The sequence below is a fragment of the Paenibacillus sp. FSL H7-0942 genome (assembly GCF_045040715.1).
In the GTDB taxonomy this organism is placed as follows: Bacteria; Bacillota; Bacilli; order Paenibacillales; family Paenibacillaceae; genus Paenibacillus; species Paenibacillus amylolyticus.
In genome coordinates, this window is sequence record NZ_CP150279.1 from 5,224,439 (window position 1) to 5,244,918 (window position 20,480).

Genomic DNA, 20,480 nt, shown 5'->3' on the forward strand with positions numbered 1-20,480 from the left:
ATATATGAAATACATATCGTGCAGGAAGAGGGACAACGCATTGAATCCGAAAATGCCTACTTTATTAAATGTCGAATAGGAGAAGTGATATGGCAAAAACAGCATTACCTACGCTATTAAATGTCGTGCGTATTTTATTGAGTGTGAAACTGATCTACGTGATTGTGTCCTTTATCGTGTTCCTCATTGACTTCAACCAGAACATGGAGGCCTATCTGGGTTTCTTACGTAAAGGAGATGATCTGGCTTACGCCTCTGGCGTAATCTTAGCCAGAATGTTGTTTATCATCGGTCCCAGCCTGCTCGCTGTTATATTCATCACCAAAAGAAAGTTCAAGCTCACCGTGACGTTTCTGAGTCTGGCGCTATTCGTTTCCATTCCAAATGAGAGTAACCTGTTCACCCTGATTCATCTCTTTGCCCTGCTTATCGTGCTCTTGCATCGTCCAAGCAAGTTGTATCTGAAACGAAAGGATACCCCCGTCAATGAAGCCGTAGTTGAACCGAAGAATTAATTCGAAAAGGGGATCACATGATATTGAAGTCCAGATAAACGGTGGAGCGCATAAGATATGATGTCATAATAAAAAAACAAGGACGTTCCTTAGTATTAAAGGAAGGTCCTTGTTTAATGTGACTCATTATACAAAGTGATTGTGAGATTTACAATTACAGTGCAGCTTGATAAATTTGTACTACATCTTCACGCTGCAAATTTTTGAAGAATCCGAACGGACCAAATCGCATAGCTTTATCAGCCATTACATCAATCTGACTGTCGTCGATGTCATAGTCCGCCAGACGGCTAGGGGCACCAATCGAAGTCCAGAATGTACGCAGCGCTTCAATGCCTTCTTCAGCAACTTGTTTGTCCGACTTTCCAGTAGGATTAATATCAAATACATTAATGGCCATACGTTTGAATCGATCTACATCCACATCCAGATTATGCTTCATCCAGTGTGGGAAGAGGATTGCAAGGCCACCCCCATGCGGAATGTCGTACACAGCCGAAACGGCATGTTCTATATTGTGAGAAGCCCAATCTCCGGCAAGACCCATATTCAGGACATCGTTAAGCGCCATTGTTCCGCAGTAGAGAATGGTTTCGCGCAGTTCATAGTTTTCTGGATCTTTAATCAGACGAGGGGCCGTATCAATGACGGTACGAAGAATCGTCTCACAGAATCCAAGCTGAACTGGTGTATTCGTATCCAGATGGAAATAATGTTCAAACACATGAGACATCATGTCCACCATGCCGTATACAGTCTGATCCAGTGGTACGGTGTATGTGTACTCCGGATCAAGAATGGAGAACGCCGGGAAAGAATACTCGCTGAACCATGCCCATTTTTCCTGCGTGTCCTGATTGGTTATTACTGAACCGTTGTTCATCTCGGAGCCTGTCGCTGCCATCGTTAGAATTGTACCCAGTGGAAGGCCGCCTTCTGGGGTTGCTTCGCGCACAACAACATCCCACATGTCTCCATCGTATTTGGCTCCTACTGCGATGGCTTTCCCGCAGTCAAGTACACTGCCGCCGCCAACCGCAAGAACCAGATCAATGTTATGTGTTCTGCATAGTTCTACACCCTTATGAACCGTAGACAGACGCGGGTTCGGTTCTACACCAGCCAGTTCCGTAACCTCTGCTCCGATCTCATTCAACTGGCTGATTACCTGATCGTACAGCCCGCTACGTTTGATGCTTCCACCACCATATACAAGCAAAATACGCTTTCCGTATTTTGGAACTTCGGTTTGTAGTGCTTGAAGTTGCCCTTTGCCAAAAATCAGCCGGGTCGGATTATAAAACTGAAAAGATCTCATAACGTATGTTCCTCCAAAGAAATCTGAAATTTTGTGCATCCACCATTATAGTTCTCTTTATTCGTAAAAACAAATACAGGCAAGAAGGAGATAATAGATGAGTATGGAGTCTGTCATGGCTAAACACTGTTTTCCTGAACAAAAAAAGCTCCTGCCAGCAAAGTGGCAGGAGCTTACATCACAGGGATTCAATATAACCATCGCATGCTTCCATAACATGCATGGTCTACATCCCCTCAGATATTAATAATTCGGTACTTAGGTTCTACCCCAGATCGGCAATCCGCTGTCCAATACGCGGAAACAGCCCGAAGGCATTCTCATAGAAGACTTTATCATGATGCTGTTCCGGTACAAGTCGACGGACAAATTCGGCATACAGATCGATGGGCGCAAGCGGCCAGTCGGTGCCAAACAGCATTTTCTCGTAATGATCCGAATAGACCAAGGCCCGGCGGAAATGATCCATGAACAAAGGCTCGTTCATGAACCGTTCAAAATGGGGCCGATCCCCCACCACAAGACCAGACAAATCCGCATACACATTAGGATTCTTCGCCACCACTTCAGCTGCATCCATCACCCAAGGATCACCCAGATGACAGATCATGAAGTTCACACCGCGCTGTTGCAAGGCTAATTCATCCACCGTCAACGGATGCGAATATTTGAGCAACCCATTCATGGAGTACGTGTCACCCGTATGAATCACCACAGGCAAGTTATACTTGGCTGCGAGTTCATAGACCGGGGTATAGATTTTGTCGTACACATAGTGATGATAGTATCCAGCATAGAGTTTGATTCCGGCTACCTCAGGGGATTGCAGTCTCGCTTCAATCCGGTCCAGTTCGTCCTGAGCGTTTTTACCGTCTAGCGCATTGGGATTGATCCCCACGCATTCCATTAGGAATGAGGGAACCTTCTCTTCCAGATCAAGTCCCATCGGGTTAGGGGAACTGGAATCCGGGAACGCTCCCTTCGTCTGCTCCGTAACCCCCATTCCGATACCCATAATGACGTCGTTTTTATCAAACTCCGCTTTAAGACCAGCGGCAGAGTAATCCACTTTAGACAGATCAATCGCTGTTCGGTGAAAGCTGTCGATGTCCGACAGGTGAATATGAATATCAATGATCGGCATGTGAAGCCTCCTTTTCATCGGTAGAAGTTGCAAAATTAAGTTTGAGAAGGTCCTGCACATCCGGTGAACTTAGCGGGATTGGTCCCAGAACCAGATACGTCGGCTCCGTCCAGACCGTCTCCCCCTGCTGGAGTGTCAGATGATGATGAACATTCAGACCCGTCACCTGATTATTGGCAAACCCCCATGCACTCTGATTCGGGTAACGATGTACCGCATGCAGCATGTTTTCACGCGAAACCGATCCTACTCGCAAAAGGTCTTCAAGTGGAAGGCCCAAATCCACCTTGCCTAGCGGGAATCGATCTTTACCCGGTTGTTCTATCCAACCTTCCGCAAAGACAGATGAAGGCCGGAGGAAACGTTCCTCCGCAAGCGAGTAATCCGTCAGCGTCAGGCCGCTTTCGTTTGTCACGGCAAGTAGCGTGCAGAGTACAGGGACACCCGGCAGCATCAGATAATGCTGGTGGATCGTGATCCCACGATTCGCTTCATGCTTCTCAATCCGGGTAGTCAGCTTTATACCCTTCCAGACGTTGCCGTATTGATCCTTCTGCTCTGTCCAGGAAGCGGCTCTTTGTTCCAACTGGCGGCTGAAACCATTCATGCCTGGAACCCCGACACCCAGCCCGCCATACCACGGATTCCACCACGAGCGTGGAGCCGGTTCAGGGTACGAGCTATCCAGCCATTCTTCTCCTGCATATTGCAGGGAATGTACTACACTCCCGAATACAGGAGCAACAGCGATCGACAACACTCCATTGTCTACAGTGTACAAAGGTCCAGCAGAACCTTCTTCAATCTTCTGCTTCACCTCTGTTCCGCTCTGCGGGAACCAAAGGGCAGTTCGCTCCTGAATCCGATCTTCGCCCCGGTATAGCCCACGAACTTTCCAACCACTCACGTGCTGGTCTCGGTCCGCTTCGTCTGGTGAAAATGTCAGCTTGGCGGAGTTTAGGTTCTGCTCCGGATTGAATTCCTTAGCATTGGCCATAACCTCCGGTTTGCCACCCTCCTGCACATACAGCTCCAGCTTGCCCGCAAGCGGAACCAGTTTGTGTTCAGTCAACGTTGCTTGCAGCACGTCCGGGGCAAATGGATTCCCCTCACTCAGTGTCAGATCCAGATGGCTGTCCAGCAACGGAATGACAGGGTTACGCTGCTTCCGTGCAAACGCACGGAAATCCGACCATTTGGCAAACGTGTTCAGGGCATATACAGTTGCCTTGGTCCGCACAACGGCTCCTGCGGGAATACGGCCAAGGTCATGCTGAAACCCCAGCGTGTATTCCGGGCGAAGCAGCTTCAGAGAAGGGTCCCAATAGATACCGCTGGCACCATACTCTTCTTTGCAGAACAGCCAGTTCTCCGTAATCTGTGAGCTATTCCAATGGCTCGGATCGCCAGCGTAAGAATCCCCCATATCCACAAAACGACCTTGGTAAGGAAGGATTAACCTGCTACCATAGAACCCAAAGTTATTCATTAGATACAGGTCCTCTTCCCAGGCAGTATCTCTTGTATTTTCGACTTCGTGGTGAAATTCGGCAACTCCATTCGCAGACAGCTTGACCACAGACTTGATCTGCAAGCCAGGGAAATCCTCCGAGTCATACAGTGCTTCAAGAACCTGACGTTCCCCTTCGGGATAAATATTCACTTCTTTTGCTTGTTTCTTGGATAACTCTTCGGCAAACGGCTTACCCAGCTTCGGATAAGTCCACCAGAACGAATGACGGGAGCCCGGGTATTCAATCCACATGTTATTATCTTGCTTGTTCATATGGAGCGAGAATGCGCCGTTAACAGCCACCCATTGATCCTCAATCTGCCCGCCATATTTCCCTTCGATTCCCTTCATCAGTACAGAAAGTTTGCTTGTAAAAGAGATCGCATGGTTCCCCACTGGGACAGCCGTCACTTCTACTTCTTGGGAATAGAGACCATATGAACGCAAGGTGAAAGGCACTGGCACAGACATCTTACCTTTGGCAGGCACCGTAAAGCGCACCGAACGCTCCGCCCATTCCAGGAATTCATCCTCTGGCAGGTCCAAGCTGAACTCCGTTTCGGCATCCACATTATTTTCCACGTTCAGAACCAACTCCGCCGGGATGCCTGGATAGAGTTCCTTCACAGGCAAGATGGTCTTGATCTTGGCCGGGAATTTCGGGGCAATACCTAACCTGAACTCCGCTTTCTTACCGCCAATCAACCATGTGCTGACAACCACGGGATGAGTCTTATTGTTATTCTGTTCCTCTGTAATTGGATCAAGGTGAAACTGACCTTCCACGATGATGGTTTCTCCCGGAGCGACTGCTTGTGCAATGTCCAGCGCAAATCGAATGTTTTTGTTATCCTCACCCTTGATCTCAACCGCCAGTTCGGACGCAGAATTGTTCTTAATGCGATAGCGAACCTTATAGCTGGAACCGAATACCAGATCATGATCATCGACTTCTGTTGAGATTTCGTAATCTGGTGTTTCGAGGGCAGTCAGCCCGCGACCCGACTTTTCAAATTCAGCCCGCAGGGAGACATCTCCCTTTTTCCACGTGTAGTCAAAGAAATCAAAACCACGTTCCCGTCGGCCATCTGGCTCGGTGACAAGTTCACGGGTGCTGTCTGCATACCAATCCAACTCCTCGAAATAAGGAGCAAGTGCTTCGGTCTGCAAAATGGTAGGGATGAAATTCATCAGATGCACATTATCGTCTTTTTTCTCCCAGAAGAATCCACATTTTTTGTACATCGGTACAGCCTTTGTATTTCCTGCCCATGTGAACAGATCCAGGCGGGGCCATCCAGCCTCCACGGTCTTGCGCACAGCATTCAGGATCAGGTTGCGTCCAACCTTATAACCGTGATAGTCGGGGCGCACGTTAAGCAGCGGTACATATAGCGCTCTCTCGTCATAGCGGTAATGAGCAAAACTACAGAAGCCAACAACCTCTTTCTCATGAACAGCTAGAAATGCATAAAGATTGGACGAACTCTCCATCTCCCGGCGAACTGTTTCCTCTGTTCTAAGGTTGGTGCCGCCACCCCAGCTTTCATTACTACGGTTCCACATATCCGCGAGTGCGGCAGCGTAAGAGGGATCGTATTCAATAATATGGATTTGATCAATAATCGAAGTTATAGTCATGTTCTGATCTCCTTATCTTTATCTATAGGATGGTCTTTGTGAACTTTCGATATGGCCTTTGCCCGATAGCCGCAGAGATAATACAGGCCATGTTTGAAGAAGCTAGCGATAGTCTTATCATACTATAAATGGAAGCATTTTCAGAGAATTAAAAATCTTTCTTTCCAACTTATATGTGCCTTTCGGAAGCTCTTGTTAGAAGCGTCAAGGATGGACGAATCTATTTAGGCATGAAAGAAAAAATCCACGTCTTTTAGTTAGACGTGGATTTAGGAATATGATCAGCTACTAATTTTCAATTATGCCAATATAGAACGGACATTGCGTAGAACTGATTTCATAAATTCAGAGGTTGGTTCGGCATGCCCCGCAATTTGGATACGTCGTTGCCGCACATCAAGACTCTTCAACTGATCCGTCAAAACAACACCTGAAAATGGCAGCTCTTCTGGTAGTGTAACTTCAAAAGGATAATCCTTGGCTTGGCTCGTTATGGGACATACAACGGCAAAACCCGTTATTTCATTGAATTCAAGTTCCGATAGAACAATAGCCGGTCGTCTCCCGGTTTGCTCGTGACCCTCTTGAGGATCAAAGTCAAGCCATATCAGATCGCCTCGTTTGGGAATAATCAAAGTAACTCGTTCCCTTCAGTACCAAAGTCTATTTCTTCATGTCTTGTATCCTGTTTCACTTTAGAGAGCAAAGTCTTTAGATGGCTACGTAGTTCCTCATTGGACTCTACAGGCTTGGTTTTTGGACGCAACAACAATTCATTATCTTCTGTCACCAAAATCTCGATTTCCGAGCCTTCTTCCAGATTAAGACGCTTAAGCAATTGGTTAGGAATGCGAATTGCACTGCTATTTCCCCATTTGCTAAGTGTGGCTGTAGTCATGGCAATCCCACGCCTTTCGTTTGATTGATGCTCCAATTATACCTCACCTCCTTACAGTTGTATATCTATATGATATACATAAAACAATAAAAGGATACATTGTATACAACCATAAAATAATGATTGTACAGCCTATGATTATGAATAGATATACCATTGGTATAAAGCAAAATAAGCATATAAAAAAACCTCATTTGGTCGAAACGAGGTTTCACAGTCAGATCATCCCCAACAATGAAAAACAGCTGTAAGCCTTAGACGAAAAAATGAAGTCCAGACTGCCCCTGTTTTATGGAGCTATAGTCCCTCGGTAGCTTACCCTTGTATAATGTGCCTTGATCTCGACTGCCAGTTCGGACGCAGAAGTGTTCTTAATGCGATAGCGAACCTTATAGCTGGAACCGAAAACCAGATCTTGATCATCGACCTCTGTAGAGATTTCGTAATCCGGTGTTTCGAGGGCAGTCAGCCCGCGACCCGACTTTTCAAATTCAGCCCGCAGGGAGACATCTCCCTTTTTCCACGTATAGTCAAAGAAATCAAAACCACAACTCCCGTCGGCCATCCGGCCTCCACGGTCTTGCGCACAGCAGCGTAAGAGGGGGCGTATTCAATAATATGGATCTGGTCGATAATCGAAGTTTCGGTCATGTTCTGATCTCCTTCTCTTTATGTACAGGATGGTGAAGAAGCTAGTGATAGTCTTATCATACTATAATTGGAAGCATTTTCAGATGATTATATCATTGCCTGGTATCCACTTCTGTATGAAGTGTCAATGAATCCATGCCTTATGTACGGGTAAACATATTGCCGCAGTGTGTCCTGAAATGGACTTTCATGTGAACTTTGACAAGCTCTATTCGCTATTGTTACTCTTTGTATAGGAGTGTTTCTTTTATATATAAAAAAGATAGATTCATGGAGGGAAAGCATGACAGAATGGATCACGCAATTTATACTCTTTTTTAAAGATTTGTCATACTCAGGTCTGGTCATTGCCTTATCGTTTGAATTCGTACCCGCTGAACTTGTACTGCCCATGGCGGGATATTGGGTGTATCTTGGGGATATGAAGCTGTGGCTGGCTATTCTGGCTGGTACCGTAGGTGGTACGTTTGGACCTCTGACGTTATATGCCCTGGGACGATACGGTGGCAGACCGATGGTCGAAAAATTCGGCAAGTATTTCTTGATTCGCCCCCACCATCTGGACGCTTCCGATAAGTTCTTCGAGAAATATGGCAGCGGGGTAGCTTTCTATGGACGTTTTGTACCCGGCATTCGGACCGTGATCTCCATCCCTTGTGGTATGGCGAAGATGAATGTGTTTAAATTCAGTATCTTTACATTCTTGGCCATGCTTCCGATCACATCATTGTACATTTACTTAGGCTTCAAATTAGGCTCTCAATGGGAGCATGTGGATGAAATTGTTAAGCCTTATATCGTTCCGGCAGCTTTGGTTTTCTTAGGCGCCTTTGGATTGTACGTGCTTTTGAAACGTTGGAAAAGAAGAACGGCTTTGAACAAGTCATAGGTTTGTTAAGTAAGGAAAAGAGATGCGCAGATTGATGTTTTTTTTGAAATAAGTCGTATGCTAAAATTCATCTGATTATATGTAAGACCCCACTCGATCCTAAGGATCAGTGGGGTTTTATCGGTTTAATGACTATCTAACTAATAAGATACTGATAGAAAAATTAATTTCTATTTTAAGTCCCTTTTAGAATTGTTTTTAAGTCTTTTATAGACTGACTTGATAGCTCATAAGCATAATTACTGTCAGATTCCATTACGACCATACCGACACTCTTATCAAAATCGATGTATAGATCAAAAATTTTGATATCATTGCTACTGTAATTAACAACTATTTTTTCGTCTGTTTTCCCTACATCAATAACCTTCTTGTTCTTTTGAGCAGATTCTAAAATATTTAGAATTTGATTAACAGTGTCTCTTTGAGTGATTTTGATTACATTTCCTTCCTTATGATATTCTATCTCTGCCACAACATCGTCATTGTTTTTTTGATTACAAGCTACAATGATAAGGGGACATAAACAAATTAAAAACAATAATACTATCCTTTTCATTTTGCATTTCCTTCCTTGTTCATAAAAAAACTCTTTTCCCACTCTAATGTTTAAGTGAGAAAAGAGCCATTAAAAATTATTTATTGCTTTGGTTTATAAGTATTTAAATCAGTTCCTGTCGTCTTTTCAAATACACATACAACACTACGCCAGATGCCGCACAGATCACCGCACATAAACCGATGAATCCATATCCCGCTTGAAGTCCGCGCAGCAGTCCCAACTGAGTCGTTGAACCGTACAGATTCTTCACACCTTCAATCACCCAGCCAATCACATAGTTACCGATAACACTACCAACCCCCATCAAGGTAACCGTGAATGTAATCGCGGTGTCACTGCCATTCGGATATCTGCGTGCGATAAACGCCATAACTGTTGGATAGATCATCGCTATTCCCGCGCCAGATATCGCAAAGAAAATCGCAAGTCGCTCTCCCCCTGCAAGCGCCACGAACGTACATACTCCCGAGAAAGCTGAGAACATAATCAGTGACAATACAAATCCGATCCGGTCCGTCAATGGTCCAAGCAGCAGTCGTCCCAGCGAGAACGTGAGGAAGAACGCAGATAATAACCCGGAAGCTTTGACCGTGTCCCACGTGTAGGCTTTTTCCAGGAAATTAACCAGCCAACCTCCAACCGCCAGCTCCGATACCACGCCAAAAGAAAGAATGAGCACCATCAGCCAAAGGGCAGGATCACGTGTTAACGTCCTCAGTGAAGTCCGATCTTCATGAGGAAGATCATCCCCCGGAAATTTGCTGCGCAGCGCCGCAATGATCGGCAGCAGACAGAGTGATAACATCACCAGATACATGCCGCGCCAGTCCAGTTCGTGACCAAACACTTTCAAGGACATGACACCCGTCGCCAGCAAAGGCGCCACCGTTGAACTCAGCCCATAGAAGAAATGGGACAAGTTCATCATCGTACCTGTGTTTTTCACAAAAATCCGTGCACCCAGAATCGCCAAAGCAATCTCCAGCATGCCGTTACCGATGTACATGAAGAAGTACGATGAAGCAAAGAGTGGATAGGTATGAGACACATAAATGAACACACCCGAGAGGATCATCGATGCAAACGATATGATGCTAACCGCCTTGATGCCCCATTTGCGAACCAGAATAGCCGTGAAAGAGCACGCGATCAGGTACCCCAATGCATTCAGGGACAATAACGTCCCGAGCTGTTTCTCATCCAGATTGAAGTCGAATTGAATGCGCGGAATGGCCGGCCCCTTAATATTTTCCGATATCCCGAATACGATAAATCCCAGAAAGATCGTTGCCAGTTGCATAGCGTAGAGCTTGTTGAACTTTCGTTTGTTCCCTTGTGTACCAGCTTGCTGATTCAAAATAAGTTCCTCCAGTGTGTTCAGGAAAATGATTGCACGTTATAACTACGATTGCAGTACCATCTTCCGACCGCTGTTATCCCTGTATTTTTTTGATTTGTTCCTAAAGGTGAAAATACAGTGATAAAGGCGTTCTTCAGATTGGTTCTGCCCTCTACGTTATCGTGTCAATGATTTGTACATTTGAAATAGGAAACATGGTTAAGCTTTATTCCTAAAAATAGAATACTCGTAAAAGCTCCTTTTTCCTTTACCATTGCTTCTCAATTACCTGAATACGGTAGGTCAGGCTCTCCAGGGTCACCGCGACCAGCCCCGTGACATATTCGCGACGAGTGTCTCTTTGGATGATCAACTCCGGCATATGCTCCAGTGGAATCATTCGATCCAGACAACCTTGCATCAGGTCATCCCTCATAGCAGGGTCCGTCGTATCCCCAGTGACTACAATCGTAGCGGGGTTAATGATCGCGATGATGGATACAAGCGTCTGTACGATGAGCTCCTGCAAACCCTCTGTCGTTTTCAACATGCGCAGTTGCTCTTCTCGTGACACGCCAAAAGGTAAAAAGGACACCTCGCCCCCAAATTGCGTATTCCCTGTCAGCGGACGACCATCAATGATAAAACCTGCACCCGGAAAATGGTTCTCCGGAAAAGTCACCACCGCAAAGTTCTTCTCTTCCTCAAATTGCTGCTGGTTGTACAGACCGTAAACGGTCAGGTTCATGTCGTTGCCAATGACCACTTCCACGTCTTCATATTGCTCCTTGAGCCTTGGCCCGAGTGGCTGATACATCAGCTCCGGTACATCGCAAATGCCAATAACGCCGTTGAGCGCCACCCCAGGTATGCCGATACCAATCGCCTGCACATTGTGGTGTTGTTCGATCAGGTTTGCAATTAGATCCTCTACCACCGGGACATTAATCTCATCCAAAAAGAGTGTCTGTTCGTCCGCCATCTCTCCGTTCAGATTGGCATATGTATGTGTAATCGAGTGAATGCCACCCTCCGTTCGAATAATCAGACAGAGCACACTCGCGTAGTCAGCATTAAACTGGTACCGACTCGCTGGTCTTCCCCCGCTCGATTCGTCTGGACCCAGATCGATAATCTCACCCGTCTGAAGCAACTCATTCAGGATCGTGCCGCATGTCGCCACGCTGAGTTTGGTCAGGTTCGCAATCGAAGCCTTCGTGCCTACTCCCATGGATCGGAGCGTGTTCTTCACCAGTTCGACATTAATGCGCTTCACCTGTTGGGTGTTGTGTGATGTAGGTAACATGGTTAGTTATATGCCTCCTTTCGTTCATTTCGAACCATTCAATGAAAGTTTTTAAAAGTATTTTAATAATTGAAGTTTAGGGGGATTTGTGGGGAAAGTCAATGCTTAATTGGGAGCAAAAATCGTTTGGACGGGAAGGTAAAAAGAAAGTGCAAGATCATCTTGTATGATCCTGCGCTGTCCTTTTGTTAAGGTGATTTTATGTAGACTGGCTCATTTGATTTGCCAAGATGCTCTTCTCCAGTCGAACTTCAAATAACTTTCGGTTCAGATCCTGTTCCATGGCATGAAGGTGATACGCTGCTTGTTTCACGGTATCCATCTCTAGCACACCTGCCTGCTTTGCGATGATGTCCATGGCGTCTAATATGAGTTTGTTACATGTGACCAGTTGGTTAACGTAGTCGTCTTCCTGTTCAATGTGTTGTGCGTACTGTGAACTCAGGTCTTCGCTGTTGGTACTTGTCATGTCACCACTCCTTTGTTAAGGAGAGGGTAACATCTCACTAGAAAAGATGTGGTACGTGAGAACGTACCATTGTATTCCTACTCACATCATTGTTTATTAAAAGTAATCATCTATTTGACTGAATTTATAGTAATTTTTAAGCTTTGCATGTGTAGCAGGTAGCATCAAGATTTTTGTGTAAATGAAAACTTTGACGTTGCCAGAAGCAAATGCGGCTTTATAAAGTATTATTATTTTAGATTTCCAACATAAAACAATCATTAATTCAATTTTTTATATACATATTTGAAACATTTCAATAAATTCCACTGTCTAATTATTGGAAAGAACATAAATTTTGATTGGAGGTTAGCTTTATGAATAAAAAATTAGTTTTTTCAACAGTCATACTCTCTTTAATGACAGGTGGAATGATTTACTCAGGTACACTTGATCAAAGGAATTCAGGGACAGTCGTTAATGGGGATGCTCAGACTTCAGGACCTATTAATATTCAAGAAACGAATGAAAAGAAAACCTTCAGAGGTCAACTAGAGGTATTTCCCTTCGAGGATGGGGTTAAACAAGCCGATTTAATTGTCAAAGTAGTATTACGTGAAAACCTTGGTGAACTTACCGAACCTGTCCCTAAAAGTATATTTAATGCTCAAATTCTAAGTACTCAAAAAAGTGACCCTACACTAGTATCAGAAACTATTAGTATCATGCAACAAGGTAATAATGAAGTCTTGTTTAATGATAATCCGTTATTCCAAGAAAATGAAGAATATATTCTATTCTTGAAAAAAGCTGTTGGTTCTGTGGCAAAAGAATATCCAAACCTTTATTGGATACTGGGTGAAGAGACTAATATGTATAAAAATATTAGAAATAACAATGTTGAAAAATTAGGTTATATTGACAAAGAACTTTATGATATTGAGAATAACCATACTTTAAATCTCAATGAAACGACTAACACCCAAGTGCTCAACGAAGAAGAATTCATTAAGAAAATAGAATCAGTAACTAAGTAGTTATTAACAATGAGAAAGAAATGGGGTATAGATTATGAGAAAATTCCTAGTAAAATTGTCAGTATCATCTCTTCTTTTATCAACTCTTGTTCCTATAAATGCATATGCACATAAGTCTCCTAATACTTGTCACCAGAATGGAGAATCTTCTGGATACTCTGTTGATTGTAACAATCATCAAGGTTCTTCAAATTTCACTTATAATCTCCAAAATGTTGACTCAACATACGCTGGATATGTCAGTAACGGAGCCTCAAGGTGGGATACTACTGGTGTAGTTAATATTACAAAAACTAATACTGAGTCTACTAACGGAAGAGTTATTAAATACGCTGATCCGAACACGAGTACCATTGCTTACTTTGGTAATTATTATTCTGACGTTAACGGAAATTTATATGCTTGGACTCTAGGAATGAACACATCAATTATGTCTTCTAGGACAGTTGCCAAAAATCCCTAAGCAGCCTTGGTTCAATATTCGACTGAACTATGGATGCTTAATTTTTCTTGTATTCGAGTCCGACAAAATAAATAATATCCACTTGGCTACAACTTAGATAGCATATTTGTTACATTATTATTGGCATTCCCTCCCCCATTTGACACCCACCCTCAAAAAGGTCTATCCTAATAACGAACCAACCATTCACTATTAAGGAGTCGTTCCCGATGGTGCAAGCCAAGAAAGACGAAGTCAGGAAAGAGATTGAATACGCAGCGCTCAAGGTCTTTTTTGAAAAAGGCTATGTGGATGCCAAGATGAGCGATATCGCGGATGAGATCAATATTTCCGTGGGCAATATCTATACTTATTTTAAGAATAAGAAAGAATTATTCTACGCCGTTGTGCCGCCGGATCTCGTGGATTATCTAAAAAATGTGCTGGTGGAGACGATCCACTTTGATAATCAGACCTTGTTCGAGGAAACGGATAGCGAGCGAAAGTCGGCACTGTTGCAGGAACAGGTGGATGTATTACGAAAATACCGGAATCAGATTGTCATTATCTTTGAAAAGAATAAAGGCACCATCTACACCAACGCCAAGAATGAGCTTGTTGAGCTGATGATCGAAACCAAGAAGGCCTATCTGAAGAATCAATATAAACGATATGAGATCGGCACCGAGGAGAACCTGATCTTGCTGAACATTCTCGCGCACAACGTGATTGATATGAACCTGGATCTATTGAAGCGAGAGATGAGTGAGGACAGCCGGAAGCAAATCTTTGAGGCGTTGTATGTATACAGACTGTACGGTATGAAGAGTCTCAACGAATAACGCTTCATCTCATCACTTATGCCAGGTAGACAAAGCGTGCAGATCAGATCAACTTCACTTGGTTTGCACGCAAAAAAACACTAATATTAAGTCACTCTATTTTTTTGACCCAAAAATGAATTTATAATTCATTTTTAAGTTGGATATTTACCATTTACCAAACTATTTAAGTTGAACCTACATTTACACGATAACGGAGAGGACAGAAATAACCATAGGAAACGAAGCGTTCGCCTGAAAGCTTTCTGAAAGAAAGCTACATCGGAAGCATAAGCTATCACCGGATTTTCCCTATTAAGAGGGAATCAAAAAAATCTGGGGATAACAGCGATCCGAAGGTTGTTCTGTCATCGGAGTGGCAAGTGTACATACCCTCTTTCAACTTATATAATCCCATCCACATTCTAAGGAGGAACACAACATGAACACCGCTTACGCATTGAAAAACGTCAATCTGATCCACGGCGACTCAAGCCGCAATTTGCAAGAAAATATGACCATTCTCGTCAATGAACAAGGACTTATTCAGGATATCGGCCGAGATAACGATTTGCATATCCCAAGTCACTACACAACCATCGACCTCTCAGGAAAATACATAATGCCAGGACTGATCAATGCACACGTACACCTCTTTGCAGATGGAAAACCGTTCAGTCTCTCGGTCAGTGAAGGCTTGTTGCAGTTTGGCTATGATCGAATATTGAACACGAAGTTTGGCAGAAACGTTTTGAAAAAACGAATGAAACGCAATGCACTGACCGCACTCCATGCGGGTGTAACAACGATGCGCAGTGTGGGGGAATTCTTTTACACGGATGTCCAGCTGCGGGATGAGATTAACAACGGTGACTTTGTCGGCCCCAATCTGCTCGTCTCCGGGTTTTTCCTAAGTGTCACGGGTGGGCACGGTGCTCCATTTCTGGCTCTGGTTGGTGACTCTCCGTGGGAAGCACGAAAAAATGTACGCATTAATGTGAAACACGGCGTGGATCTGATCAAAATCTGTGTGACGGGTGGTGTGACGGATGCGAAAATAGTCGGCGAGGCTGGCCGTTTACAGATGACGGTGGACGAAGTTGCGGCGATCTGCGATGAAGCGCATAAGATTGGTTTGCGGGTGGTAGCGCATGTGGAGAGCACGGAAGGCGTACGGGTTGCGTTACAAGGTGGCGTCGATACCATTGAGCACGGTTCGGAGATGGATGACGAAATCATTCGTTTGTACAAAAATAATCCCAATGCCTTGAATGGCTACACCGCACTCATCCCCACCCTGCAAGCCGCTTATCCCTCCGCTTCACTGGATACGAGCGTAACGAAGGTAAGTGCAACGGTAAAAGAGAATTCCAGACTCGTCTACGATTCAATGCTCAAGGGCGTAATACAAGCGATCGAAAACGACATCACCATCGGGATTGGCACCGATGCCGCTATGCCTTACGTGACTCACTATGATATGTGGAGAGAGATGGACCACTACATGAGACAGGCCAACCTGAACAACAAACAGGTCATCGACATAGTGACTCGAACCAATGCAAAGATCCTCGGTGTTGACGATGTTACAGGGACGGTGGATATCGGAAAACATGCCGATCTGATTATCATGGAGCAAAATCCACTGGAACATATCGAGGCCTTGTCAGACATCTCTATGGTCATGGTCAAAGGAAATCTAATTCAAACACCATCTGTCACAAGAATCAAAGAAGTCGACGATGTTCTAAACTCAGTTTGGTAAATTCAGGGGTGAAATCATGCTTTGGTATATTGTTATCCTCTATGATTATTGGGTCAACGGTAGTTTTACAACCTTTTGAAAAACACCCTACAAGATGGACTTTTTCAAAGTGTCTATCTTATAGGGTACAATTTAGTCTTTTAAAAGATAATCTGTATCTCAACTTATTAGATCATCATCAAATCAGTATTCGGTAAAGTTGTCTCATAATAGTAGTCCACTGATCTGGCAGAGCTATATTATGACTATTCCGAGTTTCCAGACCACTTCTGGACTTTCACTCGTCTTACAAATACACCTAGAACAAGTCCGGCAAGAGCTACAAACATCGTGAAGAATAATGCGTTCTGCATACCAGCGGTTAACGCCAATGTTGCATTTCCCGGCTCCGTAGGATCAGCCACACTCTTAATAAAGTCTGCGGTTCCGGTTGTCATGATACTTACTGCCATTGCAATACCGATAGCTCCTGCGATTTGTTGAAGTGTGTTCAATATAGCCGCACCATCGGGGTACATATCAGAAGGTAGCTGATTCAGACCATTTGTCTGAGCAGGCATCCATACCATCAGAATTCCGACAATTAGACAGGTATGCATGACCATAATCAAAGCAATGGACGAAGCAACCGTAATATTAGAACAGAACCATAGAGTGACTGCAACTATGATAAGACCAGGGACTACCAAAAACTTAGGTCCGAATTTGTCAAATAGTGCCCCTACGACAGGAGAAAGTACAGCTGAAATTACACTGCCTGGTAGAAGAATAAGTCCAGTCGTCAGTGCGCTTAATTCAAGAACTCGAATCATAAACATGGGAAGAATGAACATGGACGATAGAAAAACCATCATACATATGAATACCAGCAAAGTACCTATAGCAAACATAGGGTTCTGTAGAGTTCTTAAGTTCATTAGAGGTTTTTTCATGTTCAGTTGACGAATGACAAATAGGATTAATGCGATAACCCCGGCAATCAGGGGTACAATAACAACAGGGTTACTCCAACCATGATCTCCCTCTCCTGCACTACTAATACCATAAACAAGTCCACCAAAACCAATTGTCGACAAGACTAGAGAGTATATATCAATACGTGGTTTGGTTATAGGTGCTACATTTTTCATAAACGCTACGCCTGCCAACAAAGCAAGCACCAGAGCCATCAACGATACCCAGAATATCCAATTCCAGCTTAGATAATCAATTAAAAGACCTGAGATGGCTGGGCCTAAAGCAGGTCCCGCTGTGAACACAAGACTGACTAGTCCCATCGCTTTTCCGCGTTTCTCGGCTGGGAATATAATAAGAGCCGTATTAAGCATCAATGGGAATAATAGCCCTGCTCCAGCTGCTTGAAGTATCCTCCCTAATAGCAAGATATCAAAACTTCCCGCCATAGCACCAATTGCAGATCCTACGATAGACATACTGACTGATGTCAGGAAAAGTTGACGTGTTGAAAACCATTGTATTAATAGTCCAGAAAGAGGAACTAAAATTCCCAGAGTAAGTAAGTAACCACTTGTTAACCATTGAACTTTAGCTTCCGTAATCGCGAACTGATTAATAATATCACTTATAGCAATATTAATTGCCGTTTCATTAAAAGTACCTATGATACCAGCAAGCATCAATGCAAACATAATAGGGAAAACCTTAACATTTGGAACTTTTTGATTTTCAGAAATAGTACCTGATTGCAAAACCTTCACTCCTCAGTGTCTTTCAAATTTTTGATTCATGTTAGAAATTAAGTAGAACAAAATACCTCTGTCTGCATATGTTAACCAGAACTGCAATAGCAGGAAAGGCATTGTGTTTTGCTCATATATAAACCTCCTTTTGGAAAGTTATCTGATTCTCGTTCAAAATCTGCAGGAGAACTTTCAACTTTTTGATCATAACATACGCCTGTCAAGGCCCCCCCTGAACCAAAGAGAAAGTCAACCCCCTTTTTTTTTGATTCACAAAAAAACCGCAACGATGTGCTACTTTCTTACGATATTTATTTTTTTACAATTACCTATGTTCCCAGAGATTCAGCGATGTTTAAACTTAGTCTGTCGCGTCTGACCTGAAACCAAAAAGGTGTATTCAGATAATATGAGCAAGTTGCGAAGTCAGTTATTTTGGTTTGAAGTTTCTTCAAAAAAAATTGGCGACCTCTCCCCGATTGAATTCTAGGGAAAAAGTCGCCGCTTAGTGAAAATCTTTTTATTTGTCTCTACGTGATGGGGCTATGATCAGTGATGTACTTATTTATTAGCACTTTTACGATAATTTTGCTTCTCACTCATATTTGATTTTTTGGACCTTTCTTTCGAGACTCCTTAGCTAACTCATCTTGCAAATCAAAATCTATGCGATTAAAAGGATTTACTCTAAAAGGTTCCGCCTTATCTCCAAGATCTACATCAAAGTTCGATACTTCTCTTTCAGAGATGGATTCAGTAATACATTCGGTTTGAATCTTTTTACCTAATAACATTACCAGGTTGGCTATCCATCTCATTGGAAATTTGACCTAGCAATAACAACTCCAGCGAATTGTTGATCGAGATATCGATTCTTGTAGAAATGATGCTTTAATTCAGTCCATTGCCGTTACTAGTCATTATTCTCAAAGTTTTCCCATCTATTATGAAAATATTTTCACTAATTGTAACAACTCACAGTTATTTATTCCGATCTTTCTGCTGAAGCTTCAGATATTTGCTTCAATTAAATATGCTTTATCTTTAGGATTCAATAATTCAGGCATTATGCTTTGAGAAGGCGGAATATCTTCAACAGGTTCTCCATCCAAAAATAATTCAAGTGCTTCTTTCGCCATCAATAATGCTTCATCAATTGATTCGCCACAGGTGATACATCCAGGCAGATCAGGAAATGTAACATTAATTCCATCCTCAGCAAAATTAAAAATTGCGTAGTATTGGTAAGTTCGAATCATATGGGACACTCTCCTGTTATCTATACTTTTAGCAAAAACAGCAAAAAGCCATTCGGATTATATCTGAAAGGCTTTCACTCGTTTTAACTCTTAATTTCCCTCAAATATATTGTTATAAGATTAATCATTCAACCCTTTGCCCTCCAGGATCGGCTGCATATACTTCTCGATTCGTGACACTTTTGTTTTGGATTGCTTCGGTTGTGAAAAATAATAGAGATATGCCCGCTGACGTCCGGGTGTCAGTGCTTCAAATGCATCTCGGAAAGCAGGATTCTCATCGAATTGCTGCTGAAGTTCCTCAGGAACGCTATATTCGGTAGTCTTTTTCATTTCCACCTGCAATCCTGCCTGTTCCACTTCAATCGCTTGCTGGATATAGGATTTGATCATAGCCTCCTGCTCCTCAATCTGCTCCAGACTGGTGAAGCGAAGCTGGCGTTCTGCCTGTACATTCTCCGTTTGCTGGACCAAAATGCCGTGTGTATCCTTCAGCAGAGCACCTTTGAAAAATAGAATGGCCACGTATTCTTTGAATCCATGGATTAAAACGATGTTTTTCCCATCCAGCATGTAACAAGGATGCATCCATTTCATATCCTCTGTCAGTTCAAAATCCCGAATAATTTCTCTCAGCTTTGTGGACTCTTCCTTCCACGTTTTGAGTTTTTTTAAATAGCCGTCAACTTTGCGATTCCCACTTGTATCCGTCATGGAGAAATACCTCTCTTTATCTCATGGTTTTATAGGTTCAATTGTACTGGTTTTCAGTGGATTGTACAGCGTTGCTTACAGAGCTTTTATTGACTTTTCCACTTGAATTTAAACCTTAATAACAACAAAGACCATCCTGTTAGATGGCCTATCATTTAATCCAATCCCATCTAATAAGTTTCAATCGACAGTTTACCATCCCCATAGTAAAATAATGGAATGTCTATTGCCATAATTCCAACATACGAAAGGATGATTTAAATGAGAGAGTACACAGTTGTTCCAGGTCCGAAAAATGTTCAAGTAAACCGAGGTGATACTCAGGCTGCTGTTAATTTATTTGCGGATATCATCAATCACAAAGCACAATCTGGATGGACCTATCAATCCATGGAGTCGCTATCCGTCACTGAGAAACCCGGTTGTCTCCAGCAACCTGTTACAACGCATCATTATATGCTGATTTTCTACAGAGAGATTTAATAATAGTACAACAATCATGAGAAACTCAGAATCTG

At 43.2% G+C, this 20,480-nt stretch carries 21 protein-coding genes; 7 read left to right on the forward strand and 14 right to left on the reverse strand.

All coding sequences use genetic code 11. The features are described 5' to 3' along the window. Positions 1 to 89: 89 nt before the first annotated feature. The gene (locus MHI48_RS22985; RefSeq protein WP_036674350.1) at positions 90 to 515 is read left to right on the forward strand and encodes a hypothetical protein; all 426 of its coding nucleotides are present in this window, start codon (positions 90 to 92) and stop codon (positions 513 to 515) included. A 154-nt stretch (positions 516 to 669) separates the two neighbouring features. Here MHI48_RS22985 and MHI48_RS22990 read toward each other — a convergent pair whose 3' ends face one another. The 6 genes from MHI48_RS22990 to MHI48_RS23015 all read right to left on the reverse strand — a co-directional run bounded on the left by MHI48_RS22990 (position 670) and on the right by MHI48_RS23015 (position 7,594). Beyond that, positions 670 to 1,833: an iron-containing alcohol dehydrogenase gene (locus MHI48_RS22990; RefSeq protein ID WP_036674351.1), complete on the reverse strand. Its 1,164-nt coding sequence runs from the start codon at positions 1,831 to 1,833 to the stop codon at positions 670 to 672. 265 nt (positions 1,834 to 2,098) lie between these two features. Further along, the gene (locus MHI48_RS22995; RefSeq protein ID WP_076319943.1) at positions 2,099 to 2,977 is read right to left on the reverse strand and encodes an amidohydrolase family protein; all 879 of its coding nucleotides are present in this window, start codon (positions 2,975 to 2,977) and stop codon (positions 2,099 to 2,101) included. After that, positions 2,964 to 6,131, reverse strand: a complete 3,168-nt coding sequence (locus MHI48_RS23000; protein WP_076329087.1) for a GNAT family N-acetyltransferase — start codon at positions 6,129 to 6,131, stop codon at positions 2,964 to 2,966. Before MHI48_RS23000 ends, MHI48_RS22995 begins: the two co-directional genes overlap by 14 nt. A gap of 299 nt (positions 6,132 to 6,430) precedes the next feature. Next, positions 6,431 to 6,766 carry a type II toxin-antitoxin system PemK/MazF family toxin gene (locus MHI48_RS23005; protein ID WP_076329088.1) on the reverse strand — a complete coding sequence of 112 codons (336 nt, stop codon included), beginning with the start codon at positions 6,764 to 6,766 and terminating at the stop codon, positions 6,431 to 6,433. Continuing rightward, on the reverse strand, positions 6,763 to 7,065 hold the full coding sequence (locus MHI48_RS23010; protein WP_083677501.1) for an AbrB/MazE/SpoVT family DNA-binding domain-containing protein: 303 nt from the start codon (positions 7,063 to 7,065) through the stop codon (positions 6,763 to 6,765). The genes MHI48_RS23005 and MHI48_RS23010 overlap by 4 nt, the downstream gene beginning before the upstream one ends. A gap of 253 nt (positions 7,066 to 7,318) precedes the next feature. Continuing rightward, positions 7,319 to 7,594: a hypothetical protein gene (locus MHI48_RS23015; protein ID WP_076329089.1), complete on the reverse strand. Its 276-nt coding sequence runs from the start codon at positions 7,592 to 7,594 to the stop codon at positions 7,319 to 7,321. A gap of 369 nt (positions 7,595 to 7,963) precedes the next feature. Between MHI48_RS23015 and MHI48_RS23020 the strand changes: the two genes are divergently transcribed. Next, positions 7,964 to 8,569: a DedA family protein gene (locus tag MHI48_RS23020; protein ID WP_076329090.1), complete on the forward strand. Its 606-nt coding sequence runs from the start codon at positions 7,964 to 7,966 to the stop codon at positions 8,567 to 8,569. 175 nt (positions 8,570 to 8,744) lie between these two features. Here MHI48_RS23020 and MHI48_RS23025 read toward each other — a convergent pair whose 3' ends face one another. From MHI48_RS23025 to MHI48_RS23040, 4 genes are all read right to left on the reverse strand, one after another. Beyond that, positions 8,745 to 9,128, reverse strand: coding sequence for a hypothetical protein (locus MHI48_RS23025; RefSeq protein ID WP_076252841.1), 384 nt, complete (start codon positions 9,126 to 9,128; stop codon positions 8,745 to 8,747). Between the two features lie 103 nt (positions 9,129 to 9,231). Then, entirely contained in the window at positions 9,232 to 10,431 is a 1,200-nt protein-coding gene (locus tag MHI48_RS23030; RefSeq protein WP_076252987.1) for a sugar MFS transporter, read from the reverse strand. A 307-nt stretch (positions 10,432 to 10,738) separates the two neighbouring features. After that, a complete protein-coding gene (locus MHI48_RS23035) occupies positions 10,739 to 11,776 on the reverse strand; it encodes an ROK family protein (protein WP_083677502.1) in 1,038 nt (345 codons plus the stop codon). 199 nt (positions 11,777 to 11,975) lie between these two features. Then, positions 11,976 to 12,245 carry a hypothetical protein gene (locus MHI48_RS23040; protein WP_076252843.1) on the reverse strand — a complete coding sequence of 90 codons (270 nt, stop codon included), beginning with the start codon at positions 12,243 to 12,245 and terminating at the stop codon, positions 11,976 to 11,978. 356 nt (positions 12,246 to 12,601) lie between these two features. On the opposite strand from MHI48_RS23040, the gene MHI48_RS23045 reads away from it, so the two are divergent. The 4 genes from MHI48_RS23045 to MHI48_RS23060 all read left to right on the forward strand — a co-directional run bounded on the left by MHI48_RS23045 (position 12,602) and on the right by MHI48_RS23060 (position 16,289). Then, entirely contained in the window at positions 12,602 to 13,261 is a 660-nt protein-coding gene (locus MHI48_RS23045) for a hypothetical protein (protein ID WP_076252844.1), read from the forward strand. A 34-nt stretch (positions 13,262 to 13,295) separates the two neighbouring features. Next, positions 13,296 to 13,724, forward strand: coding sequence for a hypothetical protein (locus tag MHI48_RS23050; RefSeq protein ID WP_143781275.1), 429 nt, complete (start codon positions 13,296 to 13,298; stop codon positions 13,722 to 13,724). A 209-nt stretch (positions 13,725 to 13,933) separates the two neighbouring features. After that, complete coding sequence (locus MHI48_RS23055) at positions 13,934 to 14,545, forward strand: TetR/AcrR family transcriptional regulator (protein WP_076329091.1); 612 nt, start codon at positions 13,934 to 13,936, stop codon at positions 14,543 to 14,545. A gap of 421 nt (positions 14,546 to 14,966) precedes the next feature. Further along, positions 14,967 to 16,289: an amidohydrolase family protein gene (locus MHI48_RS23060; RefSeq protein WP_076329092.1), complete on the forward strand. Its 1,323-nt coding sequence runs from the start codon at positions 14,967 to 14,969 to the stop codon at positions 16,287 to 16,289. A 245-nt stretch (positions 16,290 to 16,534) separates the two neighbouring features. Here MHI48_RS23060 and MHI48_RS23065 read toward each other — a convergent pair whose 3' ends face one another. The 4 genes from MHI48_RS23065 to MHI48_RS23080 form a co-directional block, all read right to left on the reverse strand. Next, positions 16,535 to 17,938 carry a DHA2 family efflux MFS transporter permease subunit gene (locus MHI48_RS23065; RefSeq protein ID WP_076329188.1) on the reverse strand — a complete coding sequence of 468 codons (1,404 nt, stop codon included), beginning with the start codon at positions 17,936 to 17,938 and terminating at the stop codon, positions 16,535 to 16,537. Positions 17,939 to 18,588: 650 nt separating this feature from the next. After that, the gene (locus MHI48_RS23070; protein WP_076329093.1) at positions 18,589 to 18,807 is read right to left on the reverse strand and encodes a hypothetical protein; all 219 of its coding nucleotides are present in this window, start codon (positions 18,805 to 18,807) and stop codon (positions 18,589 to 18,591) included. A 192-nt stretch (positions 18,808 to 18,999) separates the two neighbouring features. Beyond that, positions 19,000 to 19,248 carry a type II toxin-antitoxin system HicB family antitoxin gene (locus tag MHI48_RS23075; RefSeq protein WP_083677503.1) on the reverse strand — a complete coding sequence of 83 codons (249 nt, stop codon included), beginning with the start codon at positions 19,246 to 19,248 and terminating at the stop codon, positions 19,000 to 19,002. A 120-nt stretch (positions 19,249 to 19,368) separates the two neighbouring features. Continuing rightward, positions 19,369 to 19,962, reverse strand: coding sequence for a YdeI family protein (locus tag MHI48_RS23080; protein ID WP_076329095.1), 594 nt, complete (start codon positions 19,960 to 19,962; stop codon positions 19,369 to 19,371). Positions 19,963 to 20,223: 261 nt separating this feature from the next. On the opposite strand from MHI48_RS23080, the gene MHI48_RS23085 reads away from it, so the two are divergent. Next, positions 20,224 to 20,445, forward strand: a complete 222-nt coding sequence (locus MHI48_RS23085) for a hypothetical protein (protein ID WP_036617217.1) — start codon at positions 20,224 to 20,226, stop codon at positions 20,443 to 20,445. The last annotated feature ends 35 nt before the right edge of the window (positions 20,446 to 20,480 follow it).

Coding starts and splice junctions, on each gene's coding strand:
- MHI48_RS23050 (WP_143781275.1), top strand. CDS start 13,296: ATGAGAAAATTCCTAGTAAAATTGTCAGTATCATCTCTTCTTTTATCA.
- MHI48_RS23085 (WP_036617217.1), top strand. CDS start 20,224: ATGAGAGAGTACACAGTTGTTCCAGGTCCGAAAAATGTTCAAGTAAAC.
- MHI48_RS23020 (WP_076329090.1), top strand. CDS start 7,964: ATGACAGAATGGATCACGCAATTTATACTCTTTTTTAAAGATTTGTCA.
- MHI48_RS22985 (WP_036674350.1), top strand. CDS start 90: ATGGCAAAAACAGCATTACCTACGCTATTAAATGTCGTGCGTATTTTA.
- MHI48_RS23080 (WP_076329095.1), bottom strand. CDS start 19,962: ATGACGGATACAAGTGGGAATCGCAAAGTTGACGGCTATTTAAAAAAA.
- MHI48_RS23065 (WP_076329188.1), bottom strand. CDS start 17,938: ATGTTTGCATTGATGCTTGCTGGTATCATAGGTACTTTTAATGAAACG.
- MHI48_RS23000 (WP_076329087.1), bottom strand. CDS start 6,131: ATGACTATAACTTCGATTATTGATCAAATCCATATTATTGAATACGAT.
- MHI48_RS23055 (WP_076329091.1), top strand. CDS start 13,934: ATGGTGCAAGCCAAGAAAGACGAAGTCAGGAAAGAGATTGAATACGCA.
- MHI48_RS23030 (WP_076252987.1), bottom strand. CDS start 10,431: ATGCAACTGGCAACGATCTTTCTGGGATTTATCGTATTCGGGATATCG.
- MHI48_RS23075 (WP_083677503.1), bottom strand. CDS start 19,248: ATGATTCGAACTTACCAATACTACGCAATTTTTAATTTTGCTGAGGAT.
- MHI48_RS23040 (WP_076252843.1), bottom strand. CDS start 12,245: ATGACAAGTACCAACAGCGAAGACCTGAGTTCACAGTACGCACAACAC.
- MHI48_RS22995 (WP_076319943.1), bottom strand. CDS start 2,977: ATGCCGATCATTGATATTCATATTCACCTGTCGGACATCGACAGCTTT.
- MHI48_RS23060 (WP_076329092.1), top strand. CDS start 14,967: ATGAACACCGCTTACGCATTGAAAAACGTCAATCTGATCCACGGCGAC.
- MHI48_RS23025 (WP_076252841.1), bottom strand. CDS start 9,128: ATGAAAAGGATAGTATTATTGTTTTTAATTTGTTTATGTCCCCTTATC.
- MHI48_RS23015 (WP_076329089.1), bottom strand. CDS start 7,594: ATGGCCGACGGGAGTTGTGGTTTTGATTTCTTTGACTATACGTGGAAA.
- MHI48_RS23045 (WP_076252844.1), top strand. CDS start 12,602: ATGAATAAAAAATTAGTTTTTTCAACAGTCATACTCTCTTTAATGACA.
- MHI48_RS23035 (WP_083677502.1), bottom strand. CDS start 11,776: ATGTTACCTACATCACACAACACCCAACAGGTGAAGCGCATTAATGTC.
- MHI48_RS22990 (WP_036674351.1), bottom strand. CDS start 1,833: ATGAGATCTTTTCAGTTTTATAATCCGACCCGGCTGATTTTTGGCAAA.
- MHI48_RS23070 (WP_076329093.1), bottom strand. CDS start 18,807: ATGAGATGGATAGCCAACCTGGTAATGTTATTAGGTAAAAAGATTCAA.